Origin of the sequence: Streptomyces sp. x-80 (genome assembly GCF_046549095.1) — a bacterium.
Lineage (GTDB): Bacteria > Actinomycetota > Actinomycetes > Streptomycetales > Streptomycetaceae > Streptomyces > Streptomyces celluloflavus.
Genome location: NZ_JAJPWM010000005.1, coordinates 194,200 through 215,582, shown reverse-complemented (window position 1 = coordinate 215,582; position 21,383 = coordinate 194,200). Strand labels below are relative to the sequence as shown.

General features: G+C 71.2%; 21 protein-coding genes and 2 pseudogenes. 14 read left to right on the top strand and 9 right to left on the bottom strand.

What is annotated here, in order from left to right:
* Positions 1 to 69: 69 nt before the first annotated feature.
* A complete protein-coding gene (locus tag ACLJWH_RS11625) occupies positions 70 to 1,458 on the top strand; it encodes an MFS transporter (RefSeq protein ID WP_411141806.1) in 1,389 nt (462 codons plus the stop codon).
* A 94-nt stretch (positions 1,459 to 1,552) separates the two neighbouring features.
* Here ACLJWH_RS11625 and ACLJWH_RS11620 read toward each other — a convergent pair whose 3' ends face one another.
* Entirely contained in the window at positions 1,553 to 1,960 is a 408-nt protein-coding gene (locus tag ACLJWH_RS11620; RefSeq protein ID WP_411141563.1) for a hypothetical protein, read from the bottom strand.
* 549 nt (positions 1,961 to 2,509) lie between these two features.
* On the opposite strand from ACLJWH_RS11620, the gene ACLJWH_RS11615 reads away from it, so the two are divergent.
* Genes ACLJWH_RS11615 through ACLJWH_RS11605 form a run of 3 tightly spaced genes read left to right on the top strand, consistent with a single transcriptional unit; the run spans position 2,510 to position 4,143 of the window.
* The gene (locus tag ACLJWH_RS11615; RefSeq protein WP_411141562.1) at positions 2,510 to 2,761 is read left to right on the top strand and encodes a hypothetical protein; all 252 of its coding nucleotides are present in this window, start codon (positions 2,510 to 2,512) and stop codon (positions 2,759 to 2,761) included.
* On the top strand, positions 2,742 to 3,263 hold the full coding sequence (locus ACLJWH_RS11610) for a DUF6879 family protein (RefSeq protein WP_411141561.1): 522 nt from the start codon (positions 2,742 to 2,744) through the stop codon (positions 3,261 to 3,263). The genes ACLJWH_RS11615 and ACLJWH_RS11610 overlap by 20 nt, the downstream gene beginning before the upstream one ends.
* Positions 3,264 to 3,288: 25 nt before the next feature.
* Positions 3,289 to 4,143 carry a helix-turn-helix domain-containing protein gene (locus tag ACLJWH_RS11605; protein ID WP_411141560.1) on the top strand — a complete coding sequence of 285 codons (855 nt, stop codon included), beginning with the start codon at positions 3,289 to 3,291 and terminating at the stop codon, positions 4,141 to 4,143.
* A gap of 661 nt (positions 4,144 to 4,804) precedes the next feature.
* On the opposite strand, the gene ACLJWH_RS11600 is transcribed toward ACLJWH_RS11605, so the two are convergent.
* Positions 4,805 to 5,401: a TetR/AcrR family transcriptional regulator gene (locus tag ACLJWH_RS11600; protein WP_411141559.1), complete on the bottom strand. Its 597-nt coding sequence runs from the start codon at positions 5,399 to 5,401 to the stop codon at positions 4,805 to 4,807.
* Between the two features lie 160 nt (positions 5,402 to 5,561).
* On the opposite strand from ACLJWH_RS11600, the gene ACLJWH_RS11595 reads away from it, so the two are divergent.
* From ACLJWH_RS11595 to ACLJWH_RS11585, 3 genes are all read left to right on the top strand, one after another.
* Positions 5,562 to 6,077 (top strand): cupin domain-containing protein, encoded by a 516-nt coding sequence (locus ACLJWH_RS11595; protein ID WP_411141558.1) that lies wholly within the window; start codon positions 5,562 to 5,564, stop codon positions 6,075 to 6,077.
* Between the two features lie 136 nt (positions 6,078 to 6,213).
* The gene (locus ACLJWH_RS11590; RefSeq protein WP_411141557.1) at positions 6,214 to 7,137 is read left to right on the top strand and encodes an alpha/beta fold hydrolase; all 924 of its coding nucleotides are present in this window, start codon (positions 6,214 to 6,216) and stop codon (positions 7,135 to 7,137) included.
* Positions 7,134 to 7,316: a hypothetical protein gene (locus ACLJWH_RS11585; RefSeq protein ID WP_411141556.1), complete on the top strand. Its 183-nt coding sequence runs from the start codon at positions 7,134 to 7,136 to the stop codon at positions 7,314 to 7,316. The genes ACLJWH_RS11590 and ACLJWH_RS11585 overlap by 4 nt, the downstream gene beginning before the upstream one ends.
* 59 nt (positions 7,317 to 7,375) lie before the next feature.
* On the opposite strand, the gene ACLJWH_RS11580 is transcribed toward ACLJWH_RS11585, so the two are convergent.
* On the bottom strand, positions 7,376 to 7,768 hold the full coding sequence (locus ACLJWH_RS11580; RefSeq protein WP_411141555.1) for a hypothetical protein: 393 nt from the start codon (positions 7,766 to 7,768) through the stop codon (positions 7,376 to 7,378).
* A 46-nt stretch (positions 7,769 to 7,814) separates the two neighbouring features.
* Here ACLJWH_RS11580 and ACLJWH_RS11575 point away from each other — a divergent pair, with 46 nt between their 5' ends.
* On the top strand, positions 7,815 to 8,087 hold the full coding sequence (locus ACLJWH_RS11575) for a helix-turn-helix domain-containing protein (RefSeq protein WP_411141554.1): 273 nt from the start codon (positions 7,815 to 7,817) through the stop codon (positions 8,085 to 8,087).
* Positions 8,088 to 8,213: 126 nt separating this feature from the next.
* Here ACLJWH_RS11575 and ACLJWH_RS11570 read toward each other — a convergent pair whose 3' ends face one another.
* A complete protein-coding gene (locus ACLJWH_RS11570) occupies positions 8,214 to 9,758 on the bottom strand; it encodes an alpha/beta hydrolase (protein ID WP_411141553.1) in 1,545 nt (514 codons plus the stop codon).
* 172 nt (positions 9,759 to 9,930) lie between these two features.
* Positions 9,931 to 10,218, bottom strand: coding sequence for a DUF4190 domain-containing protein (locus ACLJWH_RS11565; protein WP_411141805.1), 288 nt, complete (start codon positions 10,216 to 10,218; stop codon positions 9,931 to 9,933).
* Positions 10,219 to 10,575: 357 nt separating this feature from the next.
* On the opposite strand from ACLJWH_RS11565, the gene ACLJWH_RS11560 reads away from it, so the two are divergent.
* Together ACLJWH_RS11560 and ACLJWH_RS11555 are read left to right on the top strand one after the other, a co-directional pair.
* Complete coding sequence (locus ACLJWH_RS11560) at positions 10,576 to 11,859, top strand: histidine kinase (RefSeq protein WP_411141552.1); 1,284 nt, start codon at positions 10,576 to 10,578, stop codon at positions 11,857 to 11,859.
* A 56-nt stretch (positions 11,860 to 11,915) separates the two neighbouring features.
* Complete coding sequence (locus tag ACLJWH_RS11555) at positions 11,916 to 12,629, top strand: response regulator (RefSeq protein ID WP_411141804.1); 714 nt, start codon at positions 11,916 to 11,918, stop codon at positions 12,627 to 12,629.
* 142 nt (positions 12,630 to 12,771) lie between these two features.
* Here the strand turns inward: ACLJWH_RS11555 and ACLJWH_RS11550 are convergent, their stop codons facing one another.
* From ACLJWH_RS11550 to ACLJWH_RS11540, 3 genes are all read right to left on the bottom strand, one after another.
* Positions 12,772 to 13,404, bottom strand: a complete 633-nt coding sequence (locus tag ACLJWH_RS11550; RefSeq protein ID WP_411141551.1) for a flavin reductase family protein — start codon at positions 13,402 to 13,404, stop codon at positions 12,772 to 12,774.
* A gap of 68 nt (positions 13,405 to 13,472) precedes the next feature.
* Positions 13,473 to 14,393, bottom strand: coding sequence for an enoyl-CoA hydratase/isomerase family protein (locus ACLJWH_RS11545; protein WP_411141550.1), 921 nt, complete (start codon positions 14,391 to 14,393; stop codon positions 13,473 to 13,475).
* A 202-nt stretch (positions 14,394 to 14,595) separates the two neighbouring features.
* Positions 14,596 to 16,854: an acetate--CoA ligase family protein gene (locus ACLJWH_RS11540; protein ID WP_411141549.1), complete on the bottom strand. Its 2,259-nt coding sequence runs from the start codon at positions 16,852 to 16,854 to the stop codon at positions 14,596 to 14,598.
* Positions 16,855 to 17,193: 339 nt separating this feature from the next.
* On the opposite strand from ACLJWH_RS11540, the gene ACLJWH_RS11535 reads away from it, so the two are divergent.
* The 3 genes and pseudogenes from ACLJWH_RS11535 to ACLJWH_RS11525 form a co-directional block, all read left to right on the top strand.
* The gene (locus tag ACLJWH_RS11535; RefSeq protein ID WP_411141548.1) at positions 17,194 to 17,646 is read left to right on the top strand and encodes a DoxX family membrane protein; all 453 of its coding nucleotides are present in this window, start codon (positions 17,194 to 17,196) and stop codon (positions 17,644 to 17,646) included.
* A gap of 41 nt (positions 17,647 to 17,687) precedes the next feature.
* A pseudogene (locus ACLJWH_RS11530) lies at positions 17,688 to 18,035 on the top strand (Zn-ribbon domain-containing OB-fold protein); the annotation flags it as partial.
* 361 nt (positions 18,036 to 18,396) lie between these two features.
* Positions 18,397 to 18,555, top strand: a pseudogene (locus ACLJWH_RS11525) (GNAT family N-acetyltransferase); the annotation flags it as partial.
* A gap of 68 nt (positions 18,556 to 18,623) precedes the next feature.
* On the opposite strand, the gene ACLJWH_RS11520 reads toward ACLJWH_RS11525, so the two are convergent.
* Positions 18,624 to 19,373 (bottom strand): pyridoxal 5'-phosphate synthase, encoded by a 750-nt coding sequence (locus ACLJWH_RS11520; protein WP_411141547.1) that lies wholly within the window; start codon positions 19,371 to 19,373, stop codon positions 18,624 to 18,626.
* 726 nt (positions 19,374 to 20,099) lie between these two features.
* Between ACLJWH_RS11520 and ACLJWH_RS11515 the strand changes: the two genes are divergently transcribed.
* A complete protein-coding gene (locus ACLJWH_RS11515; protein WP_411141546.1) occupies positions 20,100 to 21,347 on the top strand; it encodes a macrolide family glycosyltransferase in 1,248 nt (415 codons plus the stop codon).
* The last annotated feature ends 36 nt before the right edge of the window (positions 21,348 to 21,383 follow it).

Sequence of the window (21,383 nt, the reverse complement as noted above, 5' to 3'; positions counted from 1 at the left end):
CTGACCTTCCGGCCACTCGTTCCGGCCGGTGCGTCGGCCGAAGCTGCTCTGGTGACACAGATACCCGAACTGCCCACAGCGGAGCCGACGGCCGGTACGGAGGCCGGGGCGACGGCCGGTACGGAGGCCGGGGCGACGACCGGTACGGAGGCCGGGGCGACGACCGGTACGGCGACCGGTGCGGGCGCCGCTCCCGCCCCGCGTCGGCGGCGCCCGCACCGGGCCTGGTCGGTGGCCGCCGTCACCTTCCTCACCCTCATCGGCGCGGCCGGTTTCGCCTCGTTGCCCGGTCTGCTCATCGACCCGCTGCACGGTGAATTCCACTGGTCGCGGGGGACCATCGGCTTCGCGGTGTCGGTGAACCTCGCGCTGTACGGGCTGACGGCGCCGTTCGCCGCGGCCCTGATGGACCGCTTCGGCATCCGGCGGGTGGTCGCCGCCGCGCTGACCGTGATCGCGGTCGGCTCCGGGCTGACCGTCTTCATGACCAGCAGCTGGCAACTCGTCCTGTACTGGGGCGTGCTGGTCGGGCTGGGCAGCGGTTCGATGGCGCTGGCGTTCGCGGCGACGGTCACCGGCCGCTGGTTCACCGAGCGGCGCGGGCTGGTCACCGGCATCCTCACCGCGGCCGGCGCCTCCGGCCAGCTCGTCTTCCTCCCGCTGCTGTCCTGGATCGTCGACGGGCACGGCTGGCGGCCCGCCGCGGTGACGGTCGCGCTCGCCGCACTGGCCGTCGTCCCCCTGGTGTGGCTGCTGCTGCGGGACCACCCCGCGGACGTGGGCGTCGCGCCGTACGGGGCGACCGAGTTCGTGCCCAAGCCGCCGCCGCAGCGGGGCGCGGCCCGGCGGGCCCTGCGGGCACTGGCCTCGGCGGCCCGCTCGGGTCCGTTCTGGCTGCTGGCCGGTACCTTCGCGATCTGCGGCGCCACGACGAACGGCCTGGTCAAGACACACTTCGTCCCCGCGGCACACGACCATGGCATGCCGATGACGGCCGCCGCCTCGCTGCTCGCGGTGATCGGCGTCTTCGACATCGTCGGGACGGTCGCCTCGGGCTGGTTCACCGACCGCTTCGACACCCGCCGCCTGCTCGCCGTCTACTACGGCCTGCGCGGCCTGTCGCTGATGTTCCTGCCGCTGCTGCTCGCGGACTCCGTCCACCCGCCGATGGTCTTCTTCATCATCTTCTACGGGCTGGACTGGGTCGCGACCGTACCGCCGACCATCGCCCTGTGCCGTGCCTACTACGGCGAGGACAGCGCGATCGTCTTCGGCTGGGTACTCGCCGCCCACCAGGTGGGCGCCGCCGTCATCGCCTTCCTGGGCGGCCTCGCGCGGGACGCCTTCGGCACCTACGACCCCGTCTGGTACGCCTCCGGCGCGCTCTGCGCACTCGCGGCCCTGATGGCGCTGGTCATCCGGCAGGGGAAGGGGGCGGACGGGGCGGGCGTGGCGTGAGGGGGCGGCGTCCTGTCCGGCGTGGGCGCCGCCCTCGTGGCCCTTCCTGCGCGGCCCGGCGCGGGGTGCGCTCGGTACGTACGGCCCGGTGCCGCTACCGCAGCGGGCATGCGTAGTCGGGACGCGCGCGGTGCGGGCTACAGGCGATGAGGCTGAGCGAGAGGAAGCGGCCACCGGTCACCCACCACCCGCCGACCCGGTCCGCACCGGCGGCCAGGGCCCGTACGGTCTCCTCGGACGCCGGGGCCGGCGCGTACGAGCCGGCGAAGAGGCCGGCGTGGAGCGCGAGCTGTTCGGCGTACCAGTCGGCTCCCTCCTTCGGTTCGTGGAACGTCGCCTCGATCCGCGAGGCCGGCTTCAGCAGCCAGTCCGCGCACTCCAGCGGCATCACCTGTGCGGCGCGGAACTCCGGGTGGGCCGGGCGCCGATGAGCGTCGCCCGGCCGCACGAGGATGTCGCCGTGACCGAGCCAGAGGTAGGCGTGGTGGTGCGGACTGGCCATCGTTCTCCCTGCTGGGAAGGGGCGACCCCGCCACCGGGGCGTCGGGGCCGCCTGGTTCAAGGACTCTCGCTGCCGCGCTGAGAGCTACTGGCGGCCGCAACCGTCACCGTCGCCGCAGCCTCCGTTGGGGCTGCCGCCCTCGTCGTCGTCCTCGTCGCCGCCGTACTTGACCGGGTCGAGGCGGTATCGCATGGTGATCTCCTCGGTGCCGAAGGGTGCACGGACTGTCCGCGCGCCGTCGTGCACGTGCGAGGGCCCCCTTGTGGGCCCGCCCGCTCCGGCCGAGTCCTGCCAGGGAATGGCGGCCGGGCGGGAGTCTGAAGAGCTGGTGGCGGTTTGATGGATCGCCGTCCCGCCACCACGCCGTCCCGCTACCTCGCTGTTCAGGGCAGAAGGCTAGGGATGTGGCGTGGGTGGGTGTTAGCGGTGTGCAGATTTGTGCATGACGTGCTGTCTGGGCTGGTCATGGCTCATTCATGTCCTTGACCCGGCGGATCCTACCGATGACAGTGATGCACACAGCTGCACAGCGACTCAACGGAGGCTGACGTGCCGTTACTCTTCATCGGGATCGACCCGAACACCGGTGACAAACAGAGCCCCACTGTGTGGGTCGACCGGAAGAACCAGGAATTCGTATTCCAAGGCTGGAAGCCGAGTGTCGAGCTTGAAGCGGAGTGCGCTGCCACGGAGATTCCCGGGCACGCGCAAGGGATCCCAGACCACGAAGCAGTGATCCGGGTACCGGCCAGGATGGTGCACATGATTCGGGAGGCTTGCGATGCCATCGAGCGCGTTTGACGACCTGATCGCCAACTGCACGCGATCCGCCGTGCACTTGGAGATGCGTGATACCTACGCCGTCGACTACGAGAAAGGGCCGTTCGCCGACTGGAAGGGCGGCTTCCGCCATGACCCGGCAGACCGGGAGTCATGGTGGCGGCCGTGGCTCGACCTGATGCAGGAGACGGTGTCCCGCGGCATCGTTGTGCGGCGGGTTCGCATCGTGTCCGAGCCGGTTAGCGAATACACCCGGTTCCTGCACGACGGCACGTTCACCAATGTCGCCGCAGGGGAAGAGGTGCGATGGCTTCCCCGCCGTCGGGCATCCGACATCGCTCTCCCCGGTAATGACTTCTGGATCTTCGACGAACAGTGGATCCACTGGAACCACTTCGCCGGCGACGGGTCGTCGATGGGCGAGGAGGTCACCGACGACCCGGCTGCCGCGAAGCTGTGCGCCAACGCCTTCGAAACGGCGTGGTCGCGGGCCACCCCGCACGATCAGTACGAGATCCGCTAGCAGAAAGCACCGGTTCAGCCAGCTCATGCCCATATCTCCGTCCTCGTCCGCTCAGGCCGCCCGCGAAGCCGTTGCACTACGGTTGCGGTCGCTGCGTAAGGGGGCCGGGCTGACGGTCACAGAGCTGGCCGACCGGTGTGGCTGGCACCACGCGAAGACATCCCGCATCGAGAACGCCCGTACCGCACCGTCAGCCAAGGACATTGACGCGTGGTGCCGCGCCTGCCGGGCGGACGACCAGACCGCCGACCTTGTTGCGCAGTCCCTGAACGCCGAGTCGATGTACACCGAGTGGCGCCACCAGGTACGCAGCGGGTTGAAGCAACTCCAGGACAGCTTGCTTCAGTTCTTCCACGAGACCCGGCTGTTCCGGGTCTACTCCTGCACCCTCGTACCCGGCCTGCTACAGACCGAGGGCTACGCCGCCGCGGTGCTGGCTACGATCGCCGATTTCCGCGAACTCCCCTTCGACGACAGTGCGGAGGCCGCACGGGCGCGAGTCGAACGCTCCCGTGTGATTCACGAGCCGGGGCACCGGTTCGTGCTACTTGTCGAAGAAGCGGCGCTGTACTACCAGATCGGCGACGCGGATGCGATGGCCGCCCAGCTGGGTTACCTGCTGACGGCCGGTGCCCTGCCGTCCGTATCGCTCGGCATCGTCCCGATGGCGACCCGCGAGCGGGTGCAGTGGCCGCGCGAGACGTTCCACGTCTATGACGACTCCCTCGTGTCGGTGGAACTGATCTCGGCGGAGGTGAACATCACCCAGCCCACCGAGATCGCCCTGTACCTCAAGGCGTTCGAGCAACTGCGGAGCATGGCCGTCTACGGTGCGGAAGCGCGGGCGCTCATTCTGAAGGCACTTGAGGCACTGAGCTGAACCGCACGCAGCGATGGGGCCCCCGGCCTTGCCCGGTGCCCCATCGTGCCGCCGTACGAACTCCGGAGGTGGTGAAGCCACCGGACTTCAGCGTTTCCGTGAACGAGGCCCAGGCGCCGGGGCCGAAGACGAGTGGGGGGCCGGCGGCGTCCAGGCGCACCGGTTCCCGCTTCTCCTGCTCCTTGGGCGTCAGCTCGCCCCCCATGTGTGTACCGCACGACGACGTTCTACCGCTGCGATCAAGAACCGTCACGGATCGCCGAGCTCCGTGGGTTTCACCTGGGTAACTTCCCTACAGGGCAGGAAGTGTGACGAACGTGAAGTGGGGCCTTCCAGCGGTGGAAGGCCCCACATCAACACCCTGGGCAGCTGAGCTTCAGAAGCCGTCGTGCGCTCCCGGGGCTCCCGGGGCTCCCGGGGCTCCCGGGGTTCCCTGGGTTCCTGGAGGTGTCGGGACAAGGGAACTTAGCGCTGCTCCACGCAAGTTCGTGGAGGGGTGAGGATCAGATGGCCGATCCGTTGAGGTGGAGGTCGCCTGCGCAGTCGGGGGCTTCTTCCGGGGATCCGGCGGGCAGTCCGCTGGGGAGGGTGTTGTCCCGGTCGCTGTCGTTGCAAGGCCCCACCGCGGGTGGCCATGGGCCGCTGCCGACTGCCGCCAGGTTCAATCCGCTCGACGCGGCCAGCACGTGACCATCTGGTCGGCGACGGTGTGAAGCGTTTCGCGCGGCACACCCGAAGCGGCCTGAACGGCGAGTCCTTGGACGACCGTGACCAGGAGCCGTGCGAGGGCCGAGGGGTCGGAGCCGGGAGGCAGCCCGTCGGCGCCGGAGAAGGACTGGAGCCGGTCGGCCAGGGACTTCACCCCGTCCTCCCGAAGCCTGGTCAGGTATTCCCGCACCGAGGCCGAGCGAGGGCCCACGGCGAGCGCGCCCTGCACGATCAGGCAGCCGTGCGGGGTGCGGTCGCCGGTGACCGCCTCCACGGCGGAGTGCAGGAAAGTGCGCGCCAGTGCCTCGGCCGTCGGCTGGTCGAGGGCGGCGTGCAGGTAGGCCCCGGGACCGGCCATATAGCGTTCGACGACCTTGTAGAAGAGGGTCTCCTTGTCCCCGAACGCCGCGTAGATGCTGGGGGCGCTCATCCCCATGGCCGTCGTGAGGTGGGACATGGAGGTGCCCTCGTAGCCCTGGGTCCAGAAGGTCAGCATGGCCGAGTTCAGCGCCAGCTCGGGATCGTAACTGCGAGGCCGACCACCCGGCATGAACCTCTCCTGCCCTTCTCTCGCCCGCTGGAGCCTCGGCCGCCCGCTCGGAGCGGGGCCCTCCCGCAGCCTATCGAGGCCGGTGTTGACATGCCGTCATGAGCGCGGAATAGTTTATTAACGATCGTTAGGATACTGCTGCTCGGCAGCGAGGAGAGCCATGAGCCTGATCGATCCCTACTCGACGGACCCCCGGTACGCGAAGAGAAGCGCGATCTACGTGCCCTCCGGGCTGGGGGAGACCGCCTGGGTGTTCGCCGACACCTACACCCTCAAGGTCGGCGGACAGGAGACCAACGGGGCGCTGACGTTCCTGGAGGCGACGGTGCCGCCCGAAGGGGGACCCGAACCGCACGTCCACAACGATCACGACGAGGCGTTCTACGTGATCTCCGGGGAGTTGGAGTTCCTCAACGGCGACGAAACCGTGACCGCCGGAGCGGGCGGATTCTTCTTCGTCCCGCGCGGCACTCGGCACCGCTTCCGTAACCGCGGTTACCACGCGGCCAAGATGATCTTCTTCTTTACTCCGGGCGGCATGGAGGAACTGCTCCTCGCCGGCGCCACACCGGCCGAGCCGGGGGCGGCACCGCCCATTCGGGAGCTCAGCATCGGGGAGCCCCCGACGGAGCTGATGGAGCGTTATGCCACGGAGATGCTCCCCGACCCGAGCTAGAACCTCCGCGGTGACTCAGCCGCCCGCGCGACGCGATCCCGCACGGCCTGGGCGGCCGGGCTCCGTCGGGGCCGCCCAGGCGGACACCCCTCCCTTGCACATCCGACGGCCGGTACTTTCCCGCAGGAGAGCGCACATGCCCACCGAACCCGAACCATCCGAATCTTTCGAGCACGGCTTCGCCCAGGTCAACGGAGTCCGTCTGCACTATGTGAGCAGTGGTTCGGGCGAACCGCTCGTACTGCTCCCAGGCTGGCCCCGCACCTGGTGGCAGTACCGCACGATGATTCCCCTGCTCGCGCAGCACTTTCGGGTGATCGTCTGCGAATACCGGGGAATGGGCGAGTCCCAAAAGCCCGGATCGGGGTACGACAAGGCCACCATGGCACGCGACGTCCACGAGCTCGTCCGGCACCTGGGCCATGAACGGGTCAACCTCGCGGGCGAGGACGTCGGATCCTGGATCGCCTACTTCTTCGCCGCCCAGTTCCCCGAGAGCACCGCCAGACTGGCGATGTGGGAGCCGGGGGCACCGACGAGTGAACTGGGGGACCTTCCCGCCCTGCCCGTGCCGAATGGGCTGAACGCGTGGCACCTGGGCTTCAACCAGCTCGACGAGCTTCCCGAGCGGCTGCTCGCGGGCCGCTACCGGACCCTCGTCGACTGGTCCGCCGATCAGCTCACCGTCGCCCCCGAGGCCATTGACGAGAAGAGCCGGGAGATCTACGCCCGCGCCTACGACTCCGTCGACGCGATCCGCGCGGTGGCCGGCTGGTACCGGACACTCCGCGAAGACCTGCGAGTCGCGGCCGACTTCCCCAAGCTGACCATGCCGGTCCTGGTGCCCGGTGGCCGCTACCTCGCACTGTCCCGCGCCTCGAACGAAGACCTGTCGACCGACATCCGGTTCGTCGAGATCCCCGACGCCGGCCACTTCCTCTCGGAGGAACAGCCAGAGCTGCTGAGCCGCGAACTGATCAGCTTCTTCAAGGCCCGCGCAGACGCGGCGCCCACCAGTCCACCGTCCCCCACCAGCCCGGAGCGCCACGGAGGCGCATGAGTGATGGCCCCTCCCTCGGTGCACTGACAGCGGGCGCCCGCGCCCCGTGGGGTTGTTACGTCCGGGCCGGTCAGCAAGATCTTGAACACCAGGCGGACAACGGGAACGACGCCCCGCACCCCTTCGGCGACGGCACGCCGGAGCCCTTCGGACGGGCGCAGAGCGAGGTGGTGGCCTGACACCGCCACACGCTCCGCGCCGAACAGCGCGAACAGCAGCCCGGCCCAGGACGCTTGGATCACGATCCGGACGCAACCCCAGACAGAACGCGCAGGCTGACGCCCCTCTGCGGAAGTTCGTGGAGGGGTGTTGACCAGATGGCCGATCCGTTGAGGTAGAGGTCGCCTGCGCAGTCGGGGGCTTCTTCCGGGGATCCGGCGGGCAGTCCGCTGGGGAGGATGCTGTCCCGGTCGCTGTCGTTGCTCGCCAGGTAGAGGGCGAAGCCCCAGGTGCGCAGCACGTCGGTGAACCGCAGGCGGCGCAGCGGGACGGTCTGCTCGGCTGCCGCATAGGCGAATCCGGCGCGGAAGCGAACCGTGATGGCGTTCAGGTGTGGCCGGTGCTCGCGGACGTGACGGTTCAGACGCTGGCGCAGGTGGTGCTGCATCGCTTCCGGTGGGTTCTTCGGCACGGGCCCGTCCTGCCGGGTGCGGCCACGGCCCGCCATGATCTTGGTCGTGGAGGGTGAGCGACGGGCGGGGACAGCGGCGGTGGCGATCGATTCGCAGGTCCGTGACCGGCTGATGAGGACCATGGCCTCGGTGAAGTCCGAGGTACGGGCGGTGTTGCGGGCCCGGATCGTGCTCGCGGCGGCGGACGGGCTCACCAACGGCGCGATCGCCCGGGAGTTGGACGTCAGCGTGAACACGGTGCGCAAGTGGCGCCGCCGATTCGCCCCTCTTGGCCTCCGCGTCGTGCGGCGGGCGACTTCGCCGGCCGCGACGACCTGATCGAAAAGCTGGAGGCATACGTCATCCGACACAACGAAAACGCCAGGCCCTATCGCCGGACCTACGAAGGCACCCCACTCAAGGCCGCCTGATCCTCACCCCTCCACGAACGTCCGCGGAGCGGCACTAGCGGGACTTCTCCTGCTGCCCGGCCGGCGTGTGACAGGTCAGGTCCTTGGCCGGGAGCCTGCCCGTGGTCAGGTAGGCCGTGGCGCTCTTGTTCGCGCAGGAATCGGCGACGCCGTAGATGGTGTGGCCCTCGCCGCCGGCGACGGTGACCATCCGGGAGCCGTGCAGGGCGCGGTGCATGCGCTGGGCGCTGGGCAGGGGGGTTTGGGGGTCCCACTGGTTCTGGAGGATCAGTGCGCTGACCTGGTTGTGCACCGTTGTCGCGGGTTCGCTGCCCGGCTTCCAGAAGGCACACGGCTTGATGTTGGCCGCGAAATCGCCGTACAGCGGATACCGGGCCTTGTCGCGGATCGCGTCGCGGCGGTACTGCTCGGGGTCGTGCGGCCACGGGCGGGTGTCGGCGCACAGGACAGCCCAGGTGCTCGCGGCGTCATTGTCCGAGGGGACGGCACGGGCGGACGCCGAGGGGACGGGGGCCGGGGCCCGCTCGGGGGTGCCGGACGGGGCCGGCTTCGTGCCCTCGGCCGCCTTCTTCAGTGCGGCGACCCTTTCGGCGGCTCGCTGCACGTGGAAGAACTCGGGGCGCAGTTCGGAGCGGATGTCGTCACCGGTGAGGGGGCTCCCGCCGGAGTCGACGGGCGTGCGGTCGGCCTGGGCGATCAGTTTCCAGAAGGTCTTGCGGACCTCGGCCGGGGTAGTGCCCAGGTGGTACGTCGTGTGCCGCTCGGCGGTCCATTCGCTCCATCTCGTGAAGGCGGGCTCGGCCCCCTCCGCCATCGCCTGGAACATGCCCTGCCAGACCCGCGTGGGGTCGGCGGCACTGTCCAGTACGAACCGGTCGGCCCGTTGGGGGAACAGCTGTGTGTAGACGGCGCCGAGGTAGGTGCCGTAGGAGTACCCCAGGTAGGAGATCTTCTTCTCGCCCAGCACGGCACGGATGACGTCCATATCGCGAGCGGTGTTGCGGGTGGTGAGGTGCCGCAGCGTGTCACCCGCCTTTGCCTGGCATTTGCCGGCCACCGTACGTGCCCACTCCACATCCTTTGCGAATGTCTCGGCCTTGTACGGACGCTCGTCGTTCTTTTCGTCGTCGGTCAGACCGCAGCTGACCGGAGAGCTCTGGCCGATGCCCCTCGGGTCGAAGCCGATGAGGTCGTACTGTCTCTTCACCTCCTCGGGCAAGGCCAATACCGGGGTGACCGGCAAATCCAGGCCCGGTCCGCCGGGGCCGCCGGGGTTGAGCAGCAGAACGCCGCGACGTTCCTTTGCGCTGCTCGCCTTCAGCCGGGATATCGCGATGTCAATCTTCTTGCCACCAGGGTTGCTGTAGTCCAGCGGCACCTTGAGCGTCGCGCACTGAAAGGTGGCGGGGCTCTTCGCGTCGCAGCGCTGCCATCGGGGATTCTGCTGTGTGTACTGCCGCAGCGGGGCCTCGTCCGCAGCGGACCGAGCTGCGGCAGAGGTCGTCGCGGGGGTAAGCGCCGAAAGGAAAGTCGCCGCGGCGCCGACGGCCAGGAGAGACGCTGTTCGTCCGTTTCGCATGAATGTGCTCGTCCTTGTCGGGGAGACGACGGGGCCTTCCGCCCTTTTGTGGCGGGAGGTTGGTGAGGCCGTCGAGGAAGGGAATTCGCCCGCCGCTGAGAAGCCGTTGGGCCGGTGGCACGGACGGTGCTCCGCGGCCGGGGTCGTTACCGGTTGTTCTGCCGGCCGCCGGTCAGTTTCCGGTGAGGTGCTGACGGACGCAGTGCGTGTATTGCTGGAGGCTGTCGGGCCGGTAGCAGTCCTGCGTCTTGTTGGCGTACCAGACCATGAAGAAGGCGACCAGGACGGACACCACGATCGCGAGGAACGACATCACCACGCCGGTGAGGGAAATGCCCCGGCCGACGCCGGTCCGCCTGGCCGTCCTCAGGGCGACGACGCCCAGGATCAGGCCGATGACGCCGAGCGCGCCGCCGACGAAGACGATCGAGGTCATCAGGCTGACGATGCCCAGCACCATGGCGGCCACGGCCAGGCCGTTCCTGCCGACCGGAGGCCGTACACCGCAGCCGGGGCCCTGGGGCCGGGGGGCATACGGGTCCGGTCCGGCGGCCCGAGCCGATGCCGTCCGAGCCGTTGCCGTCCGAGTCGATGCCGTCCGACTCGGCGCTGTCCGGGTCGGCGCGGCCTCGGCCGGCGCCGGGTGAATCGGCGGTGTCTCTGTCCCTTGCGTATCCATCTGCCGTCCTCCCGTGAAACTGGGCAGGACACGATCATGGTTTCCGGGGGCTCGGGTGCGCATCGCGGGAAGGCGGGAAACATCGCTCCCCCGATCGAGGGAGGTCGCCGATGAGCTTTCCGGCCATACTGGCCCATTGTGATCAGGGGAATCCGGCCGCTGCTGCGCGGCTCCACGTATTCGGGTGTGCTGTTCGCCTATTGCGGGGCGTTGGCGAGCATTCCACTGCTGCCTTTCGCACAGCTGCCGGTGCTGGTGTGGCGCTCCGCTCCGGAGGGAGTGCGGATCGTTCTGATCCTGCTGGTCTGGGCGGCACTGATCGGCGTGGTCGGGCTGGCCCGCACCACGCGGCGGGTGCTGATCGTGTGCGCCCGTCGCCTGCTGAGGGTGCCGTTGCCGGATCCGGTGGCCGTACGCCGGTCCGCGAGCTTGCTCGGCACCGGGCCGGCCCCTGTGGCGCCGGCCTCCGCCGTCCCGTCCGGCGCCGACCGTTGGCGGACTCCTCTCTGGCTGCTGCTGCACGTGGCGCTGGGGTGGACGGGGGCGCTGGTCAGCGGGGTGCTGATACTCGCGGGCCTGACCCTGCCGGGGGGCTGGTTCGGCGCCGAGGCGGGGCTGAGTCTGTTCGGCTGGTCGGTGCGGTTGACGGGTGGCTGGGGCAGCTGGGCGGTAGCGCTCGGCTGTGTGCTGCTGGCGGTGGCTGTGTGCGCGGTGGTGGCGAGCGCGCTGCGGTGGCTGGCGCCGAGGCTGCTGGGGCCGTCGTCGGCCGAGCGGCTCGCGCTGGCGGCCGAGCGGGAGCTGCTGCTGGCCGAACGTAACCGGCTGGCCCACGAACTGCACGACTCGATCGGGCACACGCTGACGGCGACCACGATCCAGGCTGCGGTGGCGGGCGAGGTGCTCTCCGCCGACCCGGCGGCGGCGCGGGCCGCCCTGCGCAGCATCGAGGAGTCGACCCGGGCGGCGCTGGAGGACCTGGACTATGTGCTGGGCGTGCTGCGCGAGGAGGCGGCGGAGGCGGCGCCGGTCCGGACCCTGGCCGATCTGCCCGAGCTGCTGGACCGGTTGCGGCACGCGGGCGCGGTGGTGGCGCCGGAGGTGTCGGGCGAGCTGACGCAGGTGCAGGGGACGCTCTCCCGGGCGGCGTACCGGATCTTGCAGGAGGGGCTGACGAACGCGCTGCGGCACGGGGCGGGCGGTCCGATCCAGGTCCGGGTGGCGGCCGCGCCGGACGGACTGGAGCTCGCGGTGGTCAACCGGACCGGGGCCGGTACGGGGGCGGGTGCCTTCCCGACGTCCGGGCACGGCCTGCCCGGTCTGGCCGAGCGCGTGCGGCTGCTGCACGGTGAGATCGAGGTCGGTCCGGACGGGCCGCAGCGCTGGCGGTTGGCGGTCCGGCTGCCGGTACGGTTGTCGGCATGATCGGCTCTGACACGAGCGATGCCGTCACGACCAGCTCTGACGCGAGCCCGGCCGTCATGACCGGCGCCACCACCGGCCCCGCCACCACCGGCCCCACCAGCACCCCCACCAGCACCCCCGTCACGCTCCTGATCGCGGACGACGACGAGGTGACCCGCAGCGGTCTGCGCACGTTGCTCGCGGCGCAGCCGGGGATCGCGGTGGTCGGGGAGGCCGCCGACGGCGTCGAGGCGGTGGAGCAGGGGCGGCGGCTGCGGCCGGACGTGGTCCTGATGGATGTGCGGATGCCGCGCCGCAACGGGATCGAGGCCACCCGGCAGCTGCTGGCCGAGTCGGCCGAACCGCCGAAGGTCGTGGTGATCACCACCTTCGAGAACGACGGCTACGTGACCGCCGCGCTCAGCGCGGGGGCCAGCGGGTTCGTACTCAAGCGGCTTCCGGTCCGGCAGATCGCGGAGGCGGTGCGGGTGGTGGCGGCGGGCGAGGCGATCCTCTTCCCGGCGGCACTGCGCCGGATGGTCGCCGCCCGCCCGCTGGGCTCCGCCGAGGCGTTGCCGAAGGCGGCGCTGACGGGACGGGAGGAGGAGGTGCTGCGGTCGATGGCCACCGGCCTGTCCAACCCGGAGATCGCGGACTCGCTCACGGTGAGCCTGGAGACGGTGAAGACACACGTCGGGAACGTGCTGACCAAGCTCGGCGCGCAGAACCGGACCCACGCGGTGGTGATCGCGTACGAGTCCGGTCTGGTGGTGCCGGGGTTCGCCGGCTGAGGTGGGCTGACGCGGGCCGAGCCGCGACTCGTGCCTCCCGTCCGACGGTGCCGGCCCGGGTTCCCCGGAGCCGCCTGAACCGGCTTACGCGCCCGGACGCCGGCAGCGGACGAGAGCGGCGCCGCCGCCCGGCCCCTTGCCGTCACCCGTCGAAGCGGCCGAAGGCGCCCCGGTGGAAGAGGAGCGGGCCGCGGGCCGCGGCGGTGGTGTCCGTGCCGAGGGCTTCGACGCGGCCGACCACGATCAGGTGGTCGCCGCCGGTGTGGACGGCCTCGATCGTGCAGTCGACCCAGGCGGGTACGTCCACCAGCCGCGGCGAACCGGTCGCGGGGGCCGCCACGTAGGGGACGCCGGCGAACTTGTCGCCGCCGCGGACCGCGAAGCCGCGGCACAGCTCGTCCTGCCCGGTGCCGAGGATGTTGACGCAGAAGACGCCGGCGCGGGCGATCCGCGGCCAGGTGGTGGACGTACGGGCCACCAGGAAGGTGACCAGCGGCGGGTCGAGGGAGAGCGAGGCGAACGACTGGCAGGCGAAACCGGCCGGGCCCGGCTCCCCGGGGGCGGTGATGACGGTGACGCCGCTGGCGAAGTGCCCCAGGACGGCGCGGAACGTGGCCGGGTCCACGGGGGCGCGTTCGTCCTCGCGTACGGCGCGCAGGGCCGGGCGGGGCGGTACGGGCGAGGGGGAGGTGGCCGGTGTGGCGGACGTGGTCGGCGCGCCGACCGAGCGCAGGTACCGCACGGCGGTGGCCGCCATTCCAGCGTGTCCCATCATGCCCTCATTGAATCTGATGGATCGTCAGATGGGAAGGGCGGGGTGGGGCTGCGCTGTGCTCCGTCCGCTCACCGTCCCCGGTACGCCGGGCGGCGGCGGGTCGCGAAGGCGCTGATCCCCTCCTGGGCGTCCGCCGTGGTCATGTTGATCTCCTGGGCGGCGGCCTCGGCGGCGAAGGCGGTCGCCCGGTCGGCGTCGAGGGAGGCGTTGACCAGCTGTTTGGTGAGGGCGAGGGCCCGCGTCGGGCCGGTCGCCAGCCGCTCGGCCCACTCCCGGGCGGTTGCCGCCAGCTCACCGTCCGGGACGACCCGGTTGACCAGCCCCAGCCGCTCGGCCTCGGCGGCCGGTACCGCGTCACCGAAGAACATCAGCTCCTTGGCGCGCTGCGGGCCGACCAGTCGCGGCAGGAGGTAGGCGCCGCCGCCGTCCGGGACCAGGCCGCGGCGCGCGAACACCTCGATGAACCGCGCCGATTCGGCGGCCAGCACCAGGTCGCAGGCGAACGCGAGATGGGCGCCGATACCGGCCGCGGTGCCGTTGACGGCGGCGAGCACCGGCTTCTCGCAGTCCAGTACCGCGGCGATGAACCGCTGGGCGCCGCGCCGGATCAGCCGGGCCACATCGCCCGCGACCCGGTCGCCGGCCGGTGGCGAGCCGCGCAGATCGGCACCGGCGCAGAAGCCCTTGCCGGACGCGGTGATCACCACGGCCCGTACCTCCGGGTCGGCCGACGCGTCCGCGAGCAGGCCGATGATGCGTTCGCGCTGGTCCCAGGTGACGGCGTTCAGTGCCGCCGGCCGGTTGAGCGTGATCCACGAGACGCCGTTGTCAGTGGCATGGAGTACCAATGAATCAGCGGAAGTGACCGGACCGGCCGGGGCGGCGGGATCGGAGTGGTCGGCCGGGTCGGCAGGGTCGGCAGGGCCGGCGGAAGTGGTGTGGTGTTCCCGGGCGTCGGGCCGTCCGGGGGATGCGGGGGAGGGTGTCATGGGAGGGCGGCTCCAGAAGCTGTGGCGGTGGCTGTTACAGCTGTGGCTGTTACGGCTGTGGTTACGGCGCGCGTGGCACGGGCGGCACGGCCGTTGTAACGGGTACGGCCGGTGTGACGGGTGCGACCGGTGTGACCGACGTGGGTGGTGCGGCTGGTACGGCCGGTGTGACCCGCGTGAGTGGCGCGGTCGGCATGGGCGGTCAGTGACAGACGGCGAGCGCGTCGAGGGCGACGGCGCCCTGGCCACGGGCCAGGACGACCAGCGGGTTGATGTCCAACTCCGCGAGATCGGCGTCCAGTTCGAGCGACATCCGCTGCACCCGCAGCACGACCTCGACCAGCGCGTCGAGGTCCGCGGGCGGGGCGCCCCGGACGCCCGTCAGCAGGGCGTGGCCGCGCAGTTCGCCGAGCATCGCGCGCGCCTGGTCCTCGCCGAAGGGCGGTACGCCCACCGCGACGTCCCGCAACACCTCCACCAGCACACCGCCGAGACCTACGGTCACCGTCGGCCCGAAGAGGCTGTCGTGCGTGACGCCCACGACCATCTCCACCCCCCGCTCGATCATCTGGCAGACCAGTACGCCGTCCAGCGGGAGGTCCTCGTAGCGGGCGATGTCGGTGAGTTCGCGATAGGCGTCCCGGACCTGGCTGGCGGAGGTCAGGCCGACCTTGACGAGGCCGAGTTCGGTCTTGTGGGCGAGCTGCGGTCCGGATGCCTTCAGCACCACCGGATAGCCGACCTGGCTCGCCGCCCGTACGGCCGCCGCCGCGCTGGTCACCAGCTGTTCGCGCGGTACGCGGATGCCGTAGGCGCGCAGCAGTTGCTTCGCCGCGTGCTCGCTGAGCTGCTGTCCCGGGCGCAGCAGAGCCTGCGCCTTGCGGGCGGAGGGGGACGGCAGACGCGGCGCCTCGTCGAAGGGGGAGCGGTAGCCGGCCGTGAAGCGGTGGTGGTCGAAGTAGGCGCGGACGGCGGTGATGCAGTTGGCGAAGGTGCGGAAGGTCGCTACGCGGGAGGAGCCGAGCAGCGTGCCGCGGTAGGCGTCCTCGGTGCCGACCGGCGATCCCCACACCACACACACCAGCTTGTCCGTCTGCTCCGCCGCGTCCACCAGATCCTGGGCGAGCTTGTCGCTCATGGGCGGGAAGGGGCCGGTGATCGGGCAGATCAGTACGCCGATCGCGGGATCGGCGAGGATCGCGTCGATGATCTTGCGGCCGCGCCAGTCGCCGACGGGGTGGCCACCGTTGTCGATGGGGTTGGCGACGCTGAGATAGTCCGGTATCCACTGGTGCAGTTCGCGCTGTCTGGCGTCCGTGAGGACGGGCAGCCGCAGCCCGGCCGCGGTCGCCAGGTCGGCGAAGTGGGCGCCGGTCCCGCCGGAGATCGAATAGACGGCGACGCCCTCGGCGACCGGCTTCCTGGCGCGGGCCAGCAGCGCCGCGGTGTCCTGCAACTCGTCCAGCCCGTCCACCCGGATCACGCCGAACTGCCGCATCGCGGCGTCCACGACGCCGTCCGCGCCGGTGAGCTTGCCGGTGTGTGAGGCGGCCGTCCGGGCGCCGGTCTCGGTGCGGCCGACCTTGACCGCGACGACCGGGACCTTGTTACGGGCCGCGCGGTCGGCGGCGAGCAGAAAGCTGCGCCCGTCCTTGAGCCCCTCCACGTACGCGGCGATGGCGCCGACCTCGGGGCGGGAGGCGAAGTACGAGATGAAGTCGGCGGTCTCCAGATCGGCCTCGTTGCCGGTCGGGGCCCAGTGGGAGAGGCGGATGCCCAGTTCCTGAAGGGTGAAGACCGGGCGGCCCTGGTGGCCGGACTGGGTGATCAGGGCGATGGCCGGTCCGGTCAGGTCCTCGCGGAACCGCTCGAAGGCGTTGAGGTTGGTGTTCGGGCCGAGCAGCCGCAGGCCGGAGCGTTGGACGGCCTCGGCCAGCCGGGCCTGGGCGGCGGCGCCGGCCGCACCGGTCTCGGCGAAGCCGGAGGCGAAGGCGACCGCGAACTTCACCTTGGCGGCGGCGAGTTGCTCGACGACAGGAAGTGGGTCGCCGACGAGGAGGACGGCGAGATCGACCGGTTCCGGCAGGTCGGAGACGGTGGCGTGGCAGGGGCGGCCGAAGACGTGGGCGCGCCCGGGGTTGACGGGATGCAGCCGGGCGCCGACCCGCTCCGCCCAGGCGATCAGCTGGCGGGTGATACCGGTGTTGGGGCGGCCCTCGCTGTCGGAGGCGCCGATGACGGCCACCGATTCGGGCCGGAAGAAGCGGTCCAGGTCGGGCACCGGGGCGTGCAGCGGGCGACCGCTGACATCCCGGTCGACCGTGCCGTCGGCCCGCTGTCCGCCGCTGCCGCCCTGCGGATCGGTCACGCCGTGGACGGTGTGCGGTCGCTGCTCCCCGCAGGCCACGACGCGGGCCGGCCGGGAGTGCGTGGTGAGGGTGCCGTGAGTCGATCCAAGCATCGCAGACCCGCTCCTGTGTGACGGCGCTAAAACCTGACGCCCAGTCAGGTTACTGAAATGTCAGCACGCCAGGAATGGCCCTGCACGGTAAAGCTTCCGGTGAGGTGCTGTGTACGACCTGGGGGGAGGGTGTGCGGTGCCCGGCTGTGGGCGGGTGCGGGTGGGTACGGACGGTGGCGTGGCTTCCGGGCGTGCGGGGTGATTACGTCCACCCCTTGCGCGGTCCCGCCCGTATCCGCTGAACTGGTGGCCCCCAGGAACTGACGCAGCGTCAGAAATGTGATGCATGCGGTGGGTCCGGGGCCGGTGGGCACGGCGAGGCAGCAGGAGGCGTGCGGGATGCAGACGATCTGGCTCAGCGGGGCCGAATGGCTGGCCGTGCTCCGTATCGGTCTCGGCCTGTGGTGGCTGGAGAGCTGGCGGCACAAGGACAAGAAGAGCTGGTTCGAGCGCGGTACGGGCATCGCCTGGGCGGCGGATGTGGCCGCCCATCACCGTTGGGGCGCGGTGCGCGTCGGCTTCGACAAGGTCGTCCGGCCCCGGCCCAAGGTGATGGCGTATGTCGTGGTCTACGCCGAACTGGCCCTGGGGCTCGGCCTCGTCCTCGGCTTTCTCACGCCGGTCGCACTGGTCGGCGGCCTGCTGCTCAATCTGCTCTACCTCGTCCTGATGATGCACGACTGGGCCGAGCAGGGGCAGAACGGGATGATGGCGCTGATCTCCCTGGTCGCCCTGTTCGCGATGAGCTGGCAGACGTGGTCACTCGACGGTGTGGTGGGGGTGTTCCAGTGACCGCCGGGGCCGGTGGGGCGGTCCGGTTCGATCTGCCCGAGATGGACGACTTCACCCGCCCCTACTGGGACGCGGCCGCCGAAGGGCGATTGCTGCTGCGTCGCTGCCGGGCCGAGGGGTGCGGTGCGGCTCACCACTACCCGCGCGAGTTCTGTCCGTACTGCTGGAGCGAGGACGTCGGATGGGAGCGGGCCACCGGCCGGGCCACGCTCTACACCTGGTCCGTCGTGCACCGGAATGATCTCCCGCCCTTCGGCGGCCGGGTTCCGTACATCGCGGCGGTGGTGGACCTCGCCGAGGGTCCCCGGATGATGACCGAGATCACCGACTGCGCCGAGACCGAGCTGCGTATCGGCATGCCGCTCGTGGTGCACTTCCGCGCGGTGGGTACGGCGAGTGCAGCAAGTGCGGCAAGTGCTGCGAGTGCAGCAAGTGCTGTGATTGCGGCGGGCGTGGGAGCGGTGCGGGGCGGGGCCGGGGACGGTGCGCGAGGCGGGGCGCCGGGGGGTGACGGGGCCGTGGTCGCGGTTCCCGTCTTCCGGCCGGCCTGATTCCGGCTCGCCTGATTCTGGCCCGGCTGATCTTCGTGATGGGTCTGGGTCCGGCTGAACTTCGTGGTGGGCCTGAGGCCGGCTGGTGTCGGTGGTGGGCCTGGGTCTGGTGGCGCGTACGGAGGCGCGGGGCGGGGCATGGGCCGGAGGGACGTGGTGCGTTGACGGGACGGGATGCGCTCTGCGGCAGGCTGTGGCGATGCTGATCCGAGAGGCGAACGCGGCCGATTGGCCCGCCATCTGGCCGTTCTTCCGCGAGATCGTCGCGGCCGGTGAGACCTACGGTTACCCGCGCGACCTCGGTGAGGCGGCGGCCGTCGCGGGCTCCTGGCGCCGCGCAACGCCGGCCCGTCCGGTGCCGGTCCGTCCGGCGCCCCGGCCGCCGCGGCGTCCCCGCCCTCGCGGCGTACCGGCCCTCGCGAGGCGTTACGGCCAGAGCAGCTCGTGGTGCCAACTGCCGTCCTTGTAGCGGTAGTTGAGGCGCACATGGCGCCGTCGTGCATCGCCCTGGAAGAACTCGACCTCCTCGGCGCGCAGCACATAGAGCGTCCAGCTCGGTACGGGGGCGTCCGGTTCACGCCGGGCCCGCTCCCACGCGGCGTCCGAGGCGCGGGCCAGTTCCTCGGTGGAGCCGAGGACTTCGCTCTGCCGTCCGACCAGCGCCGCGGCCAGCGCCCCCGGGGAGCGGCGGTGCAGATCGGCCGCGCTCTCCTCGGGGCCCGCCGCGGTCACCGTCCCGCGGATACGGACCTGGCGGCCCACCGCCGCCCAGTAGAAACCGAGCGCCGCCCGGGGGCGGGCGGCCAGTTCGCGGCCCTTGCGGCTGCCGCGGTGCGAGGCGAAGTGCCAGCCGCGCTCGTCGGCGTCGTGCAGCATCAGGGTCCGTACGGAGGGGTCGCCGGCCGCGTCCGCCGTCGCGAGCGTCATGGTGTGCGGCTCGGGGACACCGGCCTCGGCGGCCTCTCGCAGCCACCGCCGGAAGAGCGGCAGCGGCTCGGCCGGGGCCCGCGCCGGATCGAACGCGGGCAGCTCGGCCTCCCAGACCCGCAGCCCGCGCAGCAGATCGCGGAACGCGCGGGCGTCGTCATCGGCATCGGGGCGGGTGTCACTGTCGGTGGGACGGGTGCCACCGCCCGCGGGGCGGGCTGCGTCGTGGTGCGTGGGGTGCTCGGCCATGCCAGGCAGCGTACGACTCGACGTGTCCGGGCCGGTATGGGCCGGTGCGGGCCGGTATGTCATCCGTGGAATCGGTATGGCATCCGTGGGGAGCGGTCGCAGGCTTCCGACCCTGCGCTTCGCGCGGCATGCGGGCGATGCCCCGGGGACCGGTGGGTGTTCGCACCTTGCGCTTCGCGCGGCACGCGGAGGATGCCGCCGGGGGCGGTGGGGCGTTCGCACCTTGCGCTTGGAGCGGACGATGCCCCGCGGACCGGTGGGCGTTCGAACCCCGCGCTTCGCGCGGCACGCGGACGATGCCCCAGGGGCCGGTGAGGCGTTCGCACACGAGTGGCGCACGAGGCGATGCGGCATGGAAGCGCGCCGTCGGAAGGCTTCCCGGAGCGCGTCACCACGACAGAAGCCCCACCGGCAGACCGTCTTCGAGGTCGCGGGCGGCGGGCACCGACGGCCTGGCGGCGCGGACCGGCCACCCGGTGGCAGGTGCGGGAAAAACCGCTGGCCCGGCCTCCGGGCCCCCGTTACGCTCGGCGGCATGCATCTCTTCCAGATCTACGGCTGACAGCCCCGAGGGCGGTTCCACCGCCCCGCCCGCACCCTGGTGTGCCCCGCCCGTGCCCAAGTGCGCCCGGCGCGCGACCGGCTCCGCCGCCGTCGCAGCGCGGTGCCGCCCGGGTCGTCGGGCTGCCGTGTCATTCGCCGTAGCTCTGCACAGAAGGAATTCCCATGACCAGCAACACCCATCCCATCCAACCCACCCAACCCAGCCGTGCCCCCCGGGCGGGAACCTCGGCCCCTGGTCCCCGGCGGCCCGCGCATATCGCCGTGATCGGCACGCCCATCGTCAGTCATGTACTGCCCAGCCTGGCGATCGTGCGGGAGCTGGTGGACCGTGGCCATCGGGTGACGTACGCCAATACCGAGCATGTCGTCGACCTGATCGCCGCCACCGGCGCCGAGTTCGTCCGCTACACCTCCACCCTCCCGGTCGTCGACAACGACTGGCCGCAGGATCTCGTCGCCGCGTGTTCGCTCGTCCTGGACGACGCCATCGAGGTGCTGCCGCAGCTGCGGGCCGCTTACGACGACGACCCCGCCGATGTCTACCTCCACGACGTCCTCGCCTACGCCGCCCGCCCGCTGGCCGAGGCGCAGGGGCGGGACCTCGTCCAGCTGTCGCCGACCTTTGTGAACTGGAAGGGGGCACAGGAGGAGTTCGGCGCGGCCCTCGCGGCGATGCCGGGGGGCGATGTCTACCGGGCGCGGTTCGCGGACTGGCTGGCCGGATGCGGTGCGCGCACCACGGATGTGGACGAGTTCACCGGCCGGCCGGGACGGGCGCTGGCGTTGATCCCCCGGGCCATGCAGCCGCACGCGGACCGGGTCGACTCCGACGCGGTGACGTTCGTCGGACCGTGCCTCGGCGACCGTGCGGAGCAGGGCGGCTGGGACCGGCCGGCCGGGTCCGAGAAGGTGCTGCTGGTCTCGCTGGGCTCGGTGGTCACGCGGCAGCCGGAGTTCTACCGGCGTTGCCTGGCGGCGTTCGGCGGTCTGCCGGGGTGGCACGTGGTCCTCCAGATCGGCAAGTACCTCGATCCGGCGGAGCTGGGCGAGATCCCGGCCAACATCGAAGTGCGGTCGTGGGTACCGCAGTTGGCGATCCTGGAGCAGGCGGACGCGTTCGTCACGCATGCGGGGATGGGCGGCAGCAATGAGGGGCTGTTCACCGGCGTACCGATGATCGCCGTACCGCAGGGCGCCGATCAGTTCGCGAACGCCGACCGGCTGGTCGAGCTGGGGGTGGCCCGCCGTCTCGACACCGCGGACGCCACGGCGGACGCGTTGCGTACGGCGCTGACCGAGCTGACCACGGATCCGCGGGTCGCCGAGCGCTCGGCACGGCTGCGCGCGGAGGCCCGGTCCGAGGGCGGCGCCCGCCGGGCCGCCGACCTCATCGAGGAACGGCTGAGCTGACGCCGGGCGCCCCGAGCGCCTGACCGGGGGAGGGAG